Annotated in this window: 22 protein-coding genes; all 22 read right to left on the bottom strand. The window is 71.6% G+C overall.

Translation table 11 applies throughout. The features are described 5' to 3' along the window. Positions 1-49: 49 nt before the first annotated feature. Positions 50-862, bottom strand: a complete 813-nt coding sequence (locus GA0115233_RS20705; RefSeq protein WP_093721755.1) for a DUF317 domain-containing protein — start codon at positions 860-862, stop codon at positions 50-52. Further along, complete coding sequence (locus tag GA0115233_RS20700; protein WP_093721754.1) at positions 859-1,206, bottom strand: hypothetical protein; 348 nt, start codon at positions 1,204-1,206, stop codon at positions 859-861. Before GA0115233_RS20700 ends, GA0115233_RS20705 begins: the two co-directional genes overlap by 4 nt. A gap of 47 nt (positions 1,207-1,253) precedes the next feature. Beyond that, positions 1,254-1,535 (bottom strand): hypothetical protein, encoded by a 282-nt coding sequence (locus tag GA0115233_RS20695; RefSeq protein ID WP_255310279.1) that lies wholly within the window; start codon positions 1,533-1,535, stop codon positions 1,254-1,256. Positions 1,536-1,565: 30 nt separating this feature from the next. Continuing rightward, positions 1,566-2,372, bottom strand: coding sequence for a DUF317 domain-containing protein (locus tag GA0115233_RS20690; RefSeq protein ID WP_093721753.1), 807 nt, complete (start codon positions 2,370-2,372; stop codon positions 1,566-1,568). After that, entirely contained in the window at positions 2,369-2,758 is a 390-nt protein-coding gene (locus GA0115233_RS20685; protein ID WP_093721752.1) for a hypothetical protein, read from the bottom strand. The genes GA0115233_RS20690 and GA0115233_RS20685 overlap by 4 nt, the downstream gene beginning before the upstream one ends. A gap of 313 nt (positions 2,759-3,071) precedes the next feature. After that, the gene (locus GA0115233_RS20680) at positions 3,072-3,434 is read right to left on the bottom strand and encodes a hypothetical protein (protein WP_093721751.1); all 363 of its coding nucleotides are present in this window, start codon (positions 3,432-3,434) and stop codon (positions 3,072-3,074) included. Continuing rightward, complete coding sequence (locus GA0115233_RS20675; protein ID WP_093721750.1) at positions 3,431-3,835, bottom strand: hypothetical protein; 405 nt, start codon at positions 3,833-3,835, stop codon at positions 3,431-3,433. Before GA0115233_RS20675 ends, GA0115233_RS20680 begins: the two co-directional genes overlap by 4 nt. Before the next feature lie 27 nt (positions 3,836-3,862). Further along, positions 3,863-4,618, bottom strand: a complete 756-nt coding sequence (locus GA0115233_RS20670; protein ID WP_093721749.1) for a hypothetical protein — start codon at positions 4,616-4,618, stop codon at positions 3,863-3,865. A gap of 26 nt (positions 4,619-4,644) precedes the next feature. Continuing rightward, on the bottom strand, positions 4,645-5,127 hold the full coding sequence (locus GA0115233_RS20665; protein WP_255310278.1) for a hypothetical protein: 483 nt from the start codon (positions 5,125-5,127) through the stop codon (positions 4,645-4,647). Then, positions 5,124-6,272 (bottom strand): hypothetical protein, encoded by a 1,149-nt coding sequence (locus tag GA0115233_RS20660; protein WP_255310277.1) that lies wholly within the window; start codon positions 6,270-6,272, stop codon positions 5,124-5,126. The genes GA0115233_RS20665 and GA0115233_RS20660 overlap by 4 nt, the downstream gene beginning before the upstream one ends. Next, positions 6,269-7,042: a tetratricopeptide repeat protein gene (locus tag GA0115233_RS20655; RefSeq protein WP_093721748.1), complete on the bottom strand. Its 774-nt coding sequence runs from the start codon at positions 7,040-7,042 to the stop codon at positions 6,269-6,271. Before GA0115233_RS20655 ends, GA0115233_RS20660 begins: the two co-directional genes overlap by 4 nt. Then, positions 7,039-7,455: a hypothetical protein gene (locus GA0115233_RS20650; RefSeq protein WP_093721747.1), complete on the bottom strand. Its 417-nt coding sequence runs from the start codon at positions 7,453-7,455 to the stop codon at positions 7,039-7,041. The genes GA0115233_RS20655 and GA0115233_RS20650 overlap by 4 nt, the downstream gene beginning before the upstream one ends. Positions 7,456-7,562: 107 nt before the next feature. After that, positions 7,563-8,060 (bottom strand): hypothetical protein, encoded by a 498-nt coding sequence (locus tag GA0115233_RS20645; RefSeq protein WP_093721746.1) that lies wholly within the window; start codon positions 8,058-8,060, stop codon positions 7,563-7,565. Positions 8,061-8,231: 171 nt separating this feature from the next. Further along, positions 8,232-10,031: a hypothetical protein gene (locus GA0115233_RS20640; RefSeq protein ID WP_093721745.1), complete on the bottom strand. Its 1,800-nt coding sequence runs from the start codon at positions 10,029-10,031 to the stop codon at positions 8,232-8,234. After that, positions 10,028-11,170 carry an AAA family ATPase gene (locus tag GA0115233_RS20635; protein WP_176711883.1) on the bottom strand — a complete coding sequence of 381 codons (1,143 nt, stop codon included), beginning with the start codon at positions 11,168-11,170 and terminating at the stop codon, positions 10,028-10,030. Before GA0115233_RS20635 ends, GA0115233_RS20640 begins: the two co-directional genes overlap by 4 nt. 194 nt (positions 11,171-11,364) lie before the next feature. Beyond that, positions 11,365-11,586 carry a hypothetical protein gene (locus tag GA0115233_RS20630; protein WP_093721743.1) on the bottom strand — a complete coding sequence of 74 codons (222 nt, stop codon included), beginning with the start codon at positions 11,584-11,586 and terminating at the stop codon, positions 11,365-11,367. A 74-nt stretch (positions 11,587-11,660) separates the two neighbouring features. Then, the gene (locus GA0115233_RS20625) at positions 11,661-12,374 is read right to left on the bottom strand and encodes a hypothetical protein (RefSeq protein WP_093721742.1); all 714 of its coding nucleotides are present in this window, start codon (positions 12,372-12,374) and stop codon (positions 11,661-11,663) included. Further along, positions 12,371-12,502, bottom strand: a complete 132-nt coding sequence (locus GA0115233_RS41820) for a hypothetical protein (RefSeq protein ID WP_255310276.1) — start codon at positions 12,500-12,502, stop codon at positions 12,371-12,373. Before GA0115233_RS41820 ends, GA0115233_RS20625 begins: the two co-directional genes overlap by 4 nt. Before the next feature lie 3 nt (positions 12,503-12,505). Further along, complete coding sequence (locus GA0115233_RS20620) at positions 12,506-12,916, bottom strand: MFS transporter (RefSeq protein WP_141689545.1); 411 nt, start codon at positions 12,914-12,916, stop codon at positions 12,506-12,508. A gap of 125 nt (positions 12,917-13,041) precedes the next feature. After that, positions 13,042-13,392, bottom strand: a complete 351-nt coding sequence (locus GA0115233_RS20615; RefSeq protein WP_093721740.1) for a hypothetical protein — start codon at positions 13,390-13,392, stop codon at positions 13,042-13,044. Then, the gene (locus GA0115233_RS20610) at positions 13,389-13,790 is read right to left on the bottom strand and encodes a hypothetical protein (RefSeq protein ID WP_093721739.1); all 402 of its coding nucleotides are present in this window, start codon (positions 13,788-13,790) and stop codon (positions 13,389-13,391) included. The genes GA0115233_RS20615 and GA0115233_RS20610 overlap by 4 nt, the downstream gene beginning before the upstream one ends. 211 nt (positions 13,791-14,001) lie before the next feature. Then, positions 14,002-14,688: a glycosyltransferase family 2 protein gene (locus tag GA0115233_RS20605; protein WP_255310286.1), complete on the bottom strand. Its 687-nt coding sequence runs from the start codon at positions 14,686-14,688 to the stop codon at positions 14,002-14,004. Between the last annotated feature and the right edge of the window lie 133 nt (positions 14,689-14,821).

Genomic DNA, 14,821 nt, shown 5'->3' with positions numbered 1-14,821 from the left:
AGTTGTAATGGAGGACGGGGTGCGCAGCGGCCGGAGCCGCTCCGCACGTTCAGCGGCTGCGGGCCGTGGTCGCCTCGGTAGCGGGGCCTACCGACGGCCGGGTGGTGGGTGCGGCGCTGCGGCGGGCCCTGCGGGCGGCGGACCTGCTGGCCTTCAGCCGCGCTTCGTGGGCGGCGGCAAGCTGTTCGCCCTGGGCGCCGCGTTCCACCTGCGTGACGAGGTGGTCATGCGGGACGTCGTAGCGGCCGCGGGAGACGGGCGCCGGGTCCACGAGGGCTGTGGCGAATCCGGCGAGCAGGTGGCGCGGGGTGCGGTCGTCGAAGTACCCGTGCCAGAGCCGGTGGTGGCCGCCGAGGCCGGTGGGCAGCGCGACCTCGGCCTTCCAGCTGAAGTAGTCGCTGGTCAGCGTCGCCGACCGCTCCATGGTGGTGATGCCGTCCGGATGATGGGCGCGCTCGTTGCCCCGTTCGTCGCACTCGTACGTCCAGCCCGCTGCCCGCAGCGTCGGCCAGATATCCGGCTCTGCCGCGGGCGGGGAGCACAGGAGGGCGTCGGTGAATCCGGCGATGATCTCCACGGGTGTGTTGCCGCCGAACAACGCGGACCAGAGCTGCGACGAGACCCGCCACCAGGAGCCGTATGCGTTTGGGGTCGGCTCCAGGACGAGCGTGTGCTGGTAGTCGGGGCTGCCCAGAACAACGTGGGGGAAGTCGGGGTCGCCGAAGTTCTTCCATCCGCCGGCCCGTAGAGCCTGGGTGACGTGGCGCGGGTCACCGGCTCCGGCGAGGTGGCGGGGCGTGGTGTCGCACCAGATCCGTGACCAGGGATCGTCGGCTGCGCTGGCGACATAGGGACGTGTCACGGCGCCGAGGGACCGGCGGGCGCAACCGCGTAGTGGTTCAGGCGCTGTACGTCCCAGTGCAGGACGTGCAGGTCGGTGGCCTCCTGGGCGGCTTCCCGAAGCCCGGCGACGATCAGGTGGATCTCGTCGCTCTCGGCCTTCGCTTCCTGGGCGATGAGGCGTGCGGTGTCGCGGAGGATGTCGCCGAGCAGGATGGGGACGCCGGTGTCCTCGTCGAGGAGGACGGCGAGCAGTGGCAGCACGTTGGATACGGGCGGATTGGTGTGCAGGTAGTTCTGGACCTGGGCCAGGGTGGCGGTTGCCTGCGAGACGTCGTCGGCGCTGGGTGCGGAGGGAGTGGGCATCAATGTCCTTGGGCGAGTGGGGAGGGTGAGGTCGTACGGGCCACGGGTCAGCGGTGCCGCTTGTGGCGAGCCGGTGCGGCCGGCGGCGGTGCTGGGGCGGGCGTGTCCGTGCCGGTGCGCTGCGCGGATTCGAGGCGCCGCAGATGCTGCAGGCGGTGTTGTTCGTCGATGGAGGCGTTCCAGATCCACCGGTGCCGCTTCTCGGAGAGCGGTACGGAGACCTGAACTGCCCAGCGATGGAAGGGCGTTTCGGCGAGTGAAGACTCGCGGGACAGGTAGGCGGTCGTGTCCGGGGACAGGGCGGCACGCTCTCTGCCGGCCAGCCGCATGGTCCACGCGGGAGTAGAAACGTTCGTGGCTCATCGCATCCGCCCGGCCTTGGCGTACGGGCGGGCCCCGGGACCTTGAGGGCGTGCCCTGTTGGTGGCGAAGGTGTTGCTGGCCCAGGTGGCGGCGCGGGCCGCGGTGATCCGGGCCTGCTGCCATGCGTTGAGTTGCGAGGGCAGCACGGACACCGAGGTCGTGCGGATTCTCTGGGAGGGCGGGACGTGGCCGAGGGGCCGCATCACCGGCTGCGGGTCGGCGAGCGCGGTGCTGAACGCCTGCACCAGATGCATCGGCGTGGTCGGCGTGAACGTCGCCTGCCATACCGTCCCGTGCTCGTTGCGGGCGCCGGCCCACCAGTGCGCCTGTCCGGGGGCGTCCTGGTAGAAGCGGACGACGGCGTCGCCGTCCGGACTGCGGGCGGTGAAGTGCTGCCCGCGCTCGGTCTCCCAGCCCTGGGCCTCAAGCGGCGCCCACACGTTGGGGGCGTGTGCGGAGCGCGGCCTGGTCAGTGCGTCGGTCATGCCCGCCACGATCTCGACGGGGACTTGCCGGCCGAGTGTGGCGTGCCATGCCCCCTCCGTCCGGGTCTGCTTCCCGCTGATCGTCCAGCCGCCGGGCTGGGTGAACGGGTCGTACCCGATGCGCACGGACTTGTCGGGGCTGTCGAACACGACGGGCCCGCCGGGCTTGGACTTGTCCTTCCAGCCCGAGGCGCGCAGGTACTCGGTGACGAAGCGCAGGTCGCCGCCGCCGGCGAGGTGGCGGGGTTCGATGAGGTAGTACTGCTGGGCCTGCTGACCGGTGGGGCCCCAGCCGGACCACTGCTTGTTCTTCTTCACCGGCGCCGCCGGAGAACCATTGCGGAGGCGACCGGCACCGTGGCCGGTCTGCTGGACGGAGCGGTGGGCCCGGCGACCTGCTTGATGGTGCCGGTGTGCTCGTTGAGGTCGGCACCCACGCTGTTGAGTTCGTTGGCGGCGCGGCCCAGAGCGAGCCAGACCTCGGGCGGCAGGGCTCCGCGCTCGGAGTGGTGCTTCGCGAAACGCGAGCCGGTGGAGACGAGGTCGGTGACCTCGCCGAGGAGGCCGGTGTCGTAGTCCAGGACGGTGGCGAGGATCTGGGCGGCCTCGTGCGGCGGTGCCAGGGCGAGGTGGCGGCGGAGCTGTCCGAGCTGGGCGGTGATCGCGTTGGCGAGCTGTATGGCGGGGAGGTTCGAGTCGGTCATGGGCCTCCTGAACAGGCCGGTCTGAGGTGCTAGTCGTGGTGGCGGATGCGGTGGCTGTCGATGAGGAGGAACGCGTCGCGGCGGTGGGCTTCGTCGAGGGCTGCCTCGGGGCGTCCGCCGGCCAGCGGGATGGTGCGCTCCCGGCTGCCGACGGTGACGGCGCGCAGGTAGCGGCGGAACAGGGCGGTGACCAGGCGAGGTTTGCGGTCGGCGGTGATGGGCGGGGGTGTGCGGTCGGGGTTGTGAGTGACGGCGGGCTCCTGGGGAGAGTGGGGCCGGCCCCGTTGGGCCGGGGCCGGCGAGGGTCGAGTGGTCAGCGCGTACGGCGGGCTTGCCCGGCGGGTGATGCGGGCGGCGGTGACGCTGGGTGTGCTGCCTGTTCGGCGAGTGCCGCCCGATAGGCGGTGCCGCCGAAGAGACCCGCGTCAATGTCGATCCGGTATCCGGCACGGGCCAGCAGCGGCGAGGCCCGGTCGACCAGGGTCTTCATGGTGATCTCGTCCATCTCGTCCGGGATCTGATGCCAGACGTCGCCCTCGACCTGGCGCCGGTCGAGGCCGAGGGCGTCGAGCAGGGCAAGGAGACGTTTGGGGGCGTCGGTGCGGGTATCGACGTAGATCGTTCCGTCGCGGTGGTAGCAGGTGACGTCAACGTCGTAGTCATCGGCGAGGCTCACCGTCGGTGTGCCCCTGCCGGACGTCCCGTCGCGGGCGCGGCGGCCACGGCGCGTGGCGTGACCGGGGCGCTGTGGTTGTGCATGGCCGTTGCGGCGTCGGTGTACGCGGCAGCATCCCAGACGTCATCGTCGATGCGAACCACATATCCGGCCTGGTGCAGCCAGGGCACCGCATGGGTTGCGAGCTGCTTCTTCGCGTCCTCGTCGAGGTGGGCGGGTGCTTCGTGCCACACGTAGACGGGCCCGGGGGTGGGCAGGATCCGGCGCTCGAAGCCGAGGTCGTCGAGGAGGGCGAGCAGCTGCTCGGGAGCGCCGGTCGGGGTATCGGCGTGCACGGTGTCGGTGAGGGGCTTGCGGTAGATCGTGACGTCGGTGCCTTCGTCGTCGGCACGGTTTCCCACGTGCGGTTACTCCTGTGCGGTTCGGGGCTATCGCCGTCGCGCGGACGGCACGGACGAGGTCGCGGGCGGCGCGACGGGGGCGGTGTCCAGGGCGGGCCGGGTCGGCGGGTGGCGCAGCACGGTGTCGATGCCCAGCGCGGACAGCCGTTCTCCGGTGGCTCGTACGGAGGCAGCCTGGCGGGCGGTGTCGTCGCCCGACAGGACAAGGACGGCTCGCACTGTGTCGAGAACGAAGCCGTGGTCGGTGAGTACCTGGGTGATGTCGGCGCGGTCGGGCTGGTCGACCACGAGTGCACCGTCCGACCAGGTCATGACCAGGCGCTCTGGTGCGGACGATGCCCGCGTGAGGTGCTCGGCGTTCTTGAAGACCTGGTGGGCCGCGACGTAGTAGCGGGGAAGGAGGTCGAAGGTGACGTTCTCGGCCGCGCTGAACGGGTCGGCGTCGACCGCGATTCCGTCGGGCTCGCGTACGCCACGGAATGCCTCGGCCGGTACGTCGTCGGGGGCCAGTGCGGCGATGAGGTACCCCTCGGCGTGGCCGGGCTGGTCCGTGACGAACAGGCGCGTTCCGTCGTGCCGTTGCAGCACAGCGCAGTGGTCCACGGGGTGCTTGGCCAGGGCTTCGGCGACCTCGTTCATGTCCCAGACCGCGTCGGTGAGGACGTGGTGGACGTTGAGGCCGCCACGGTCAGGGTGGTACGCGCTGGTCCAGGTGCCCGGCAGCTCGCCGGCGAGGACGGCAGCGAACGAGCCGAGGCTGGTGTCGGGGGTGGGGTCGTGCATGGGCTCCTCGGAAGGGAAGGGCGCGATCAGCGTCGCGGGTGTGCCGGTGCGGGTGCGGCGGGCACGGCGACGGGGCTGGTGGTCAGGCGCGGCGGAGTTGGCGGGCAGGCGCAGACGGCGGAGGCTTCGCGTTCCTCCGGTCCGACCTCGGCGGTGCACGCGCGGCGTTGGTGCCGGTCGGCGAGGTCGTTGCGTATGTGTGCGAGGTCGGACGACAGGACGGCGAGCCGGTGCTCGGCCAGGTACTGCAGCCGCTTCGCGGTGTGCGGATCCGGCGGTTGGCCGAGGTCTTGATGGAAGGCCGCGTTGGCCGCGAGCACCCAGCCGAGGGCGATGAGCACGCCGTCGTGGGAGGCCGTGAGTTCGGTCAGGAGGTCGGAGCCTCCGTCGCTGGTGGTGGCGTCGCGGATCCGCTCGGCCAGGTGCGCGATGGAGCAGCCGAGCGGAAGGTAGTGCGCCTCGCGTATCTCGGTGTCGAAGGCGTCGTCGGTGTCGACGTCGTACTTCACGGCACGCAGGCGGGCGACGGCGCGGGTGGCGAGACGCTGCTCCTCGGCTTCGCCAAGGCCGACGGGCAGCCGGTGATGGGTCTCGTGGAGGTGGACGACGGGGACGAAGCCGCTGGGCTCAGGATGCTGTGGGCTTCGGGATCCCCGCCGCGGGCGAGAACTTCCCCGGAGTGCACGTCACGCCTCAAGGTCAGGAAGCGATCGGCAAGGCCAGGAAGGGTTCTTTCAGTCGGGTCAGCGGGAGAGCCGGGGGCCGGACGGGCCAGGTGCGACGATCCGTGTGGATGCACGGGGTGTTGGACGAGCAATGGGCGCTTGAGAGGGTGCTGGAAGGGCCGCAGCCAGAGACTCGAGACTCTCTTGGATGCCGTACAGGCGGCGGGCCACCATCTCCAGCTGGTGCGCGATGTCGGGGCCGTACGCATCCGGCAGGTCATCGAGGCGGTGGCTGCGTGCTCGATGAGGCCACGAACCGTGGACAGCGGCCCGGTGCGTTCGGCGGCGAGCTGCCGCAGCAGCACACCGAATGGAGAAGCGGCATCGGCGGTGCCGGCTTCCAGCCGGTGCCCCGCGAACCGGGCTTGCTGGTCGGGCTGCTGCGGATCCGGTCCGGTACGGGGTGAGAGGAGGCCCAGCTCGGCCTCGATGCGTCGGCTCTCCGCCGCCAGGAGCGCGAACAACCGGTGTGGCTGTGCGGTCCAGGTGTCGTCGGGGCGGATGAGGTTGGCGATCAGATCGAGGCGGCCGGGCTGTGCCTGCACGGCGATCCAGCGGCAGCCGTGGTCGTCGCCGGGGTGTTGGATGCCGGCGGCGCGGGCGATCCGGTGGGCGATCTCAGTCCACTCGGGGCGGGTCAGCTCCCGGTCGTTTGGGTGCAGCCGCACGTCCGCGTGCCAGATGGAGCGGCGGTCGCCGTGCGGACTGACCGGGACGGGGTGGCGCCAGTTGGGGTCGTCCAGGTGCTCGGCGAACTCGGCGGTCGTCCAGCTCTGCCCTTCATCGAGGGGGGTGTATACGTCGAGGTTGTCCCAGTGGGCGACCACGGTGTGGCCGGTCAGGGCCTCGTGGTCGCTGACCGGGCGGCCGAGGGCTTCGGCGAGCGCCTCGCCGGCGCTGAGGTTACGCGGTCCAATACGGATGATCATGGGGTGGGATCCGGGCGGTTTGGGATGAGGAGGGCCAGGTCGTGCGCCGTGGTGATCAGGGCGCGTTCGCGCACCAGGTCGGCGTGGACTGCCAGTTCGTTGGGCGGCAGCAGCTCCAGGGCGTGGTCGATGGCGGTGAGGGCCTCGGGGTACTGGCCGAGACTCCGCCGGGCCGAGGCCATGCGGAACAGCGCGATCGGATCGTTCAGCCCGCCCTCGGGGAGCAGTCCCACCAGGGCGAGCAGCATGGGTGCTCGGCCGGGGAGGAAGGTGCCCAGCCACACGCCGTGCAGCAGGACGTGCAGGGTCTTGGGGTGGCCGGGTGCGGCCACGAGGACCCGGTGCAGGACCGCTAGGCCGTCGGAGCGGGACTGCCCCAATCGTGCGAAGCCGTACAGGGCTTCGCTGTACGGGTCCTCGTTCAGCACGCTCACCGGCACCCTGTTCATGAGTGACTCGATGTCGCGGCAGCGGAAGTCGTAGCGCAGCGTGCTGAGGTAGAGGTGCCGGTACGTCCGCCAGATCACCGGGTCCTGGCTGGCGTCCGTGACGTGCTCGGGGGTGAGCACGATCAGCGCGCTGTTGTCGGCGGCGCGGGCCTGCCAGGCGACGTCGGCGCACACTTCGGCCGACTCCTGCCAGGTCGCGTCTGTCTCGCGCAGGGCCTCGGCGAGCAGCGTCGGCCACTCTCTCCCGGTGAGCGCCTCGATGGCCGCTGTAGCCGCCCCCTTCAGGGCTGCGGCGCGCTGCGAGCCGAGTGCATGGATCACTGGCCGCCCCGGGCGTCGGCGACGTGAACCACCTGGTTGAGGCGGTTGACCGAGTACCAGCCGCAGTCGACGTCCTCGTCGGCGTCGGCCAGGCGCGGGATGAGGTAAGTGCGCAGCGCCTGCTGGTAGATGAGGCAGTCCGGGCAGCGGCTGGAGAGGTGGACGAGGTAGCGCGGGTGCGCGGTGATGTACGTGCGCTCGCCGCCGGCCGGGTCGTACAGGCGCCAGCCGTCCTCGTCGGTCGGGGTGTGCCACGACGGGGTGACGACCTTGTAGACGTCGCCCCACAGCTCGCTGCCCGAGGTGCCCTTGAGGATGACGACCTGGTCACCGGGCCGGAAGTGGGCGTGGGTGATGTCCCGGTCGGGGGTGACGATGTCACCGGGGGCATGCGGATGGCGGGAAACGGGCACAGCAAGGTTCCTTCCACGAGGGACGCGGGGAGGCGGTGGGAGGAACAAGGATCCGGACGATCCCCGGTTTCGGTAACCGGGGATCGTCGGGTATACAGCCCCGCGTCCTACCGGAACGGGTTCTCCGTCCCGATGTCGTCCGAAGTGGCGGCGTCCAGGAGTTCGGGCAGGTCAGAGCCCTCGGCGTCCCTCTGGTCGATCCACCATCCGGCGCGGTCGACGGTGCGGATCTTGTCTTCCAGGACGGCCCAGTCGGCCTCGTCCCAGGTGCCCTCGCTCACCAGCGCGCTGTACGCGGCGGTGACGAGCTGGTGGCGGGAGCGCTCGCCCCAGGCGAGGGCCTTCTCGGGCCCATCGAGCGGCGGCATGTCGAACTGCTCGGCCCACTCGGCGGCGACCTGTTGCTCCTCGGCACGCTTGGCGGCGATCCAGGCTTCCTTGGATTCCGTGTCGGAGTTGTGGGCGGCCTTCCAGCAGTCGGTGCAGTCGCGGCCTTCGAGCCAGCGGGCGAATCCGGCGCGCCGGTCGGCGGGCCGGTCGGACAGGTTATGCGTTACTTCGTGTCCACAGCTGTGGACAATTTTCCAGGTCGTACGGACAGCCATGTTCTGGGTGATCTCCTTGCCGTGGCGGGCAGTTCAGGGGTTAAGGCCGGGCATGTGCGGTCGAGTGGACTGACGGTGGGGGTTCAGCGGCGCGCGACATGGGCTGGCCTGCGGAGGCGGTCTGGAGTGCTTGGCGGTGGTCTCGGGGACGCTTCCGCCTTCTGCGTCGTCTCAGCGTGTCCTGCGGATGGCGTCAGTGGCCGCCTTGGCGATGGCGGCGGGAGCGCTGGTGGGACGGGGCAGGTGCAGCAAGGTGGTCCCCGGCAGGTGCTGGGACTTCGCGGTGAGGGTGAGCTGGAGTACGGCGCAGCCGGTGGTCGTGAGCTGCTTGATGCGGGTGACGGCTTGAGCGGTTTCGTCGCTGCCGTAGTGGGCGTCGGTGACGATCACGAGGAGGCGGCCGGCGCCGGGGCGGCTGAGTTCGAGGCCGTGGTCGAGTGCGTCGATGGCGTCGCCGAGGTTGTGGTGGCCGCCGTTGGCATCGAACGTCGTCACGCGCTCTGGTGCTCGGTGGGTGGGTCGGGTCAATGCGGTCAGGTGCCTGTCGTAGGCGATGGTGGCGGTGAGGGAGTCGGGGTCGGTCAGGGCTGCTGCGCGTGCCACGATCCAGGCAGCGGACGCGACGGGCGCGCAGGCGGCACGCATGGAGCCGGAAACGTCGACGGCGATACCCACACGCAGCGGTGGGGTGGGGGAGTTGCGGCGGCGGGTGCGGGTGAACGGTTCCGCGGTGGGGACCGACCCGGCCGCGCGCTGAGCGTCGCGGGCGAGGGCCGCACGCATGTTGAGGCGGCCGGGCGGGGTGGGGCTGGTGGTCCGCTCCTCGGTCCGCTCGCGGTAGGCGGCGGCACGCAGGGCGCGGCTCAGGCGCGCGGCGGCGCTCTGCTCGGCGGCGGTGGGACTGCGGGTGCCGGTGACCGGGTTGCCGTAGGGCGCCGGTGTGCCGTCGGGGGTGACGGTGGCGCCACGGGCGTTGAAGACCGACTTGGCGGTGGCGGCGGCTTTGCGTCGCTGGCCGGCCCGCTGGGCGCGGTCCTGGGCCTGCGCAGTGGACTTCGCGGCGATGGCGTTGTCCGCTGCGGCCTGTGCCGCGAGGTCGGCGGCGTCGGTGGCTGCCGTGCTGTCCATGACGACCCTCACGGCCCCGGACAGCAGATCGGTGAGGTTCTCCGGCACGGGCAGGGCAGGGGCCGCGGTGTCCAGAGCGTCGCACCATTCTTGACCGTGCGCGAGCATGGCCGTGGCGTCGTGGTCGGCGCACTGGTGGGCTGCGGTCCAGATGCGGGTGAGTGTGGCCAGCAGGTTTGCGCCGAGTACCTTTTCGCACAGATTGGCGACGGCCCGGGTCTCGCCGGCGTCCAGGATGCCGACGTCACGGCGGCCGAGGATCAGGGCCGCCACGGCGGCGGCGTGCTCGATGCCCTGGAGGGTGGGGTGGGCGATGTCGGGCATGACCAGGGTTCGGGCACTGGTGCGCAGGTACGTGCGGTCCGTGGGCCGCGTGATCAGGTGTGCGCCTTCGACACGGCTCTCCTCCAGCAGGAGCGCGGCCTCGACGACACGGGGGTCCGCTCCGGCAGGCGCCGTCCAGACGGAGTGGGCCGCGTGCGCGGCCTCGTGGACGAACACTCCCCAGGCGGCGGGATACCGCTCTTCGTCGCCCACGATCCGCGGATGGATCTCGTGGGGCTTCAGCGGGGCGAACAGGCCGGCGTCGAACTCGATCTCGCCCCGAGTGGGGAAGAACGCGGCCGGTGCGCCGCTGCGCGTGCCGGGGCGGCAGGTGACGAGGAGGTCCTGGCGGCCGGAGAGGGCGACCAGCCGGTCGCCGAGTTCGGCTCCCACGCGCAGCCACGCGGCCGAGGAGGAACGGGGTTGCGCGGGCGGGGCGCCGTCGTCGTCCCAGCGCGCGAGGTCGGCGTCGTCGTCCGGCGTGGTGGCGGGGGACTGGACGTGGTGGTGGGCGCTCATCGCGAGCGGCCCCGGTGCGCGGAGCCGGTGCTGCCCGGGGGCTGCCGGGCAGCTGACGCGGGGAGCTGCTTGCCGAGGGTGAGGGGCGCGATCTTCTTGACGCCGACAGCCTTGATGACGGCGGCGGCGACGATGTCGCGATCCTCCACAGGAGCGATGCCGACCAGGTTCGCGAGCGCGGCTTTGGTGCCGAGGACGGCCTCGGTCTTCTGGTAGCTGAGCAGCTCTCGCAGTTGGGGGGCCCAGCCCAGCTCGCCGAGTTCGACCTGGTGGGCGAGGTGTCGGGCGACCCGGACCACCCGGGCATCGATCCTCAGCGCCAGGGCGAGGTCATAGTCCGTGCCGATCTGGATCTGCACGCTGAACCGGCTCGCGAGCGCCTCCGTCAACACCGCGCCGTGGACGCCGGGATTGTGGCCCGCCACCACGTAGAAGCCCGGCTCGGCCTTGATGGTCTCGCCCTTGTGGGCCTTGACCTGGATCTGCCTGCGCCCGTCCATCGCGGGATACAGCGCCGCCAGGACCTTCGGTGAGATCAAGGTGGCATCGTCGATCAGCAGGGCGCGGCCCTCGGTCATCGCCGTGACCAGCGGACCGTACTGGAAGACGTAGGCTCCCGTCTCGTCCTGTGTGTACTCGCCGATCAAGTCGCCGACCGTGGTGTCGCCGTCACCGGCGACGGTGAGCAGGTCCGGGAACGCCGCCTCGACCAGACTCGTCTTGCCGGTGCCCGGAGGGCCGTAGAGCAGCACCGGCACGTCGGCGTCGCGCAGCCGGTTCAACGCCTCGACGTCGGGCAGATCGGCCAGCTCCCGGGGGTGGTAGAGCTGGCCCCCCGCGCGGCGGATCGGGCCGGTCTGCCTGGGCGTGGCTGCTGCGGGAGTGGTCGTGCGGGCCGTGGTCGTCTGGCCGCGGGGAGGGTGGGTGCCCGGTGGGCTGATCACAGCGGTCTGCGCGGCTGCGGCGGTCTTCGCGTTCGCGCGGAACTCCGGTTGTCCCATTCCGCCTTGGTCGGCCTCGCCGCGTCGCACCAGGGTGAGGGCGGCGTTGCGGACGGCGCCGTGGGAGTGGCCCAGCTGCCTGGCCATGTCCCCGATGGTGAGCGTGTCCGCCGGCCGGTCGGCCAGCAGTCGGGCCACCTTGGCCCGTAGTTCGCCGCCCTTGGTGCGCGCTGGACGGGTAGGCGGTCCGGGTGTGGTCACGGCGAGGTTCCTTCAAGAGGTGTGGGTGCGGGTGGAGTTGGCGATGTGCTGGAGAGGCTGGCCGCTCGCGGAGCGGATCGCGGACTGTGCCGACATCGGCGACCGGGCCAACCGGGGCGTACCGTCGGCGCTCACCGGCCGAGTGAGGGATCGGTACAGGTGCAGGGGATGGCCGGCGACGAGCAGCTCGCTGGCTGCCGAGCAGGCCCGTGCGTCCGCTCCGTACCGGGTTCCGTCGCTCGGCAGGCGCAGCCTGGCGTCTCTTCGAAGCCGGACTGGAGCAGGATCCGCCGGGCGGCGGCGTTGTAGCCGGTGGTGGTGATCTCGCCGGTGATGGCGTGCCGGATCGTCATGAACGGCTCTGCTGGTGCTTCGGGCAAGGCGGATCTCCTATCGGTGGTGGCGGGAGGAAGGTGGGGTGTGAGGCTCAGCGATGCGCGGCATGGGCAGGTGTGCGGCGGTGCCGGCCCCGGCGGCGTGCGGCAGCTGAAACGGCGAGACTGCGGCGGGCGCCGAGCAGCACCAGCAGGCAGGTGAAGGCCCCCGCGGCCGGGAGGGCGGCGGCGTACGGGTGCGTGGAGAGCGCACCCGCGAGCGCGGTGCCTGCGGCCTGACCGGTGCCGACCGCGGCGATCAGCCAGGCGTACGCCTCGGTGCGGGTGTCGGCGGGCGCGAGTGCAACCACCGTCAGGAACGCGCTGGTGATCAGTGCGGTGAGGAAGAGGCCCGGCAGTGCCGTGAGCGCGGTCGCGGCGATCGGGCCGGGGCAAGTGGCGAGTGGAACCCAGGCGAGGGCGAACAGCAGTGCTGCGGTACGGAGTTGGGTGCCCAGCGGGCCATGTCGGCGAAGTCGGCCGTACAGGATGCCGCCGAGGAGGCTGCCGACGGACAGCGCGGAGGGGATGACTCCGGACAGCAGGGCCATGCCGTGCCGGTCGGCGATGGACACCGCCCACACGTTCATCGCGCCCAGGGAGAAGCCGACCCCTGAGACGGCGAGGAACAGCAGCCGCAGCCCGCCATGCTGCAAGGGCCCGAGGAGTCCGCCCGCCTGCGTGCCCTCAGGCTGCCACTGCCTGGACGGTGCGGCGCTGAGTACGGCGTTCGCCCCGAACAGCCCGAGTACCGCGGTGACCGTCATGGCGGCGCCGGGCCCCTAAGGGCGGAGAGCGCGGCGACCAGCGGCGGCCCAGCGACGTAGATCAGCCCCTGGGCGCCGGTGTCGAGCGCGAGCACGGCGCGGCGCCGCTCCGGGTCCTTCAGCACCACGCTCTACAGGGCACGCAGGTTCGCCTCAAACGGAGGCGTGCTCAGCCCCGCGAGGACGAGCAGCCCCGCCGCGAGCCCCGGCTGGGCGAGGGCGTCTGCGTAAGACAGCAGCAGGAGGCAGGCCGTGGTGACCAGGACGGCGGCTGTCGTGACACGGGTCTGGCCGCGCCGGTCGACCATCCGTCCCAGCACCGGCTGCCCGACAGCGCTGGCCAGGCCGTACAGAGCGCACAGCAGCCCGCCGACAGCGAGCGATCCACCCCGCTCGACGATCAGCAGGAGGATCGCCACGGGCACCATGCCGCTGGGCAGGCGACCGATCAGGGTGCCCAGCAACAGCCGGGCGACATGCCGTTCGGCGAGCAACGGCCGGGAGGTAGTGCGGTCCGGCGGGCAACTGGTGTCGGAATTCAACGCGGCGATGCTTTCCGTGGGCTTCTGGCTGGGGTGAGGGTTAGCGGGTGCGTCCGGCGGCGACCGCTGCCGGGAGATGGCAGTGGAGGAAGTCACGTCGGAGGGCCTTAGCGTCGAATCGGCGGTCAACGCCGTTGCCGCCGCGGGGTGCTGGCGGGTGCGGACTGTGCGGTCATGGCGGTCTTCGTGCGGCGTGGCGCAGATGAAGCGGACGCGGTGGGCGGGACGGCGTGCAGATCGGGGTCGAGGTCGACGCTGTAGCGGGCGGCGGCGAGCATCTCCGCGGCCCAGGTGGCGTGTTCGTTCTCCCAAGTGCGGCCCAGGTCGAACGGCAGCCGGATCCAGACGCCGCGCAAGGTGGGGTAGGTGTCGAATCCGGCGCGCTTGAGGACGCTGGCGGCGAAGCCGTCGACCGGGCCCTCGACGTCGACTTCGCCGCCCTGGCCGCGGGTGATGCGGATCGGCTCGTCGCTCATCGGCTCCGTCCCTTCCCGGCTGCCTGGGCCCGCCCGCTCACTGGCACGGCGCCGGGCTGGGGCAGAAGCTCGGGGAGCGTTGCGGTCGGGGCGTCGCGTTGCTGTGGGGAGCACGTGGCGGATGCCTGCGCGATGCGGTTGCGGCGCTCCATCAACCCGTTGCGCACGGTCGGCCGGGGCGGGAAGGCGCTGCGGCCGGGGTCGAGGCTGTAGTCGGCGTGGACTTCGTAGCCGTGGCGTCGAAGGTCGTGAACGGCCTGGCGAGTGCGGCGGATCCCGTCCTGCTCGGGGTTGGTGAGCCTGTACAGGCCCGGGGTGTCGGGTACGGGCTCGAACTGCTCGCGTACGAGGAACCAGTTGGCGAGGTGTGCGGGGATGTTGGCGGTGGCGGCGGCCACGAATCCGTGGTCGGGGTGGGCGCCGAACCGGAAGTGGTCGGACAGAGAGGATTCCTTTCTGGAGCGGTCAGCGGTGCCCTGCCGCGGCGCGGGGCGCAGGCGGCGGAACGGTGCGGGCGGAGAGCAAGCCGTTGGCTGGGCGCGGACAGAACCGATAGCGAGGCATTCGAGCGCCAGGTCCGCGCGGCCGTACCGGGCGGACCGGCGGCAACTACGCGGCGGCGGAGAGGGCTTCGCGTTGCGGCGAGGACGCGGCGCGCAGGCTGACACCAAAGCGATGGGCGAAAGCCCGCGCTCTCGCCTCCAACTGGTCGTAGGAGTCCTGCGCGGTCATCTGCCCGGGGTGCTTGCGGTACCGGTAGACCGGGACGGGCAGCACGATGCCCGGGGCGAGGCAGGTGACCGCGAGAGCGCAGTAGTCCTCGCCCTGGACGAGGCCGCCCATCGGGGCGGCGCGCACCAGGTCGGTACGGGCCAGGAGGGTGGTTGGGCCGAGCGGGATGGTGTCGGCCGGGTTCTTCCAGTACCGCCACACCTCCCCGGCTTCGTGCCGGCCCGGCGGCGTCGGGGGCCGCCACAGGGTCGTGGACCCGTCGGGGTGGAGGTCCTGGCTGTATCCGGCGCACCAGCCCACCCCGGTCTCCTCCAGGGTGCGCAGTCGCAGCTCCATGGCCTCGTCGGTGAACTCGTCGTCGTCATCGGCCCAGTTGACGTACTTGGTGCGTACCTCGGTGAGCGCGAAGTTGCGGGCGCAGGCCGCGCCAACCGGGCGCGGCAGGGCGAGGATGCGCACGCGCGGGTCGGCGGCGAGAGCGCCGGGCAGCCGGGCGGGGTCGGCTCCGTCGAGGGCGACGACGGCCTCCCACGGCACGCTCTGGCGGCACAGGCTGGCGTGCATGGCCGCAAGGAATGCGAGGCGATCCGGGCGGAGTTGGGTGGCGATGACCACGGTGATCTTCGGGCGCGAGTGCGGGGACAGCGGGTACTCCGGGTGGGCTGGAGGTCGGGGACGGTGCGGGGTGCCCGTGCTA

Source organism: Streptomyces sp. DI166 (genome assembly GCF_900091315.1).
Taxonomy (GTDB): Bacteria; Actinomycetota; Actinomycetes; order Streptomycetales; family Streptomycetaceae; genus Streptomyces; species Streptomyces fuscus.
The sequence above is the reverse complement of the archived record's forward strand: the minus strand, read 5'-3'. Positions and strand labels throughout refer to the sequence as shown.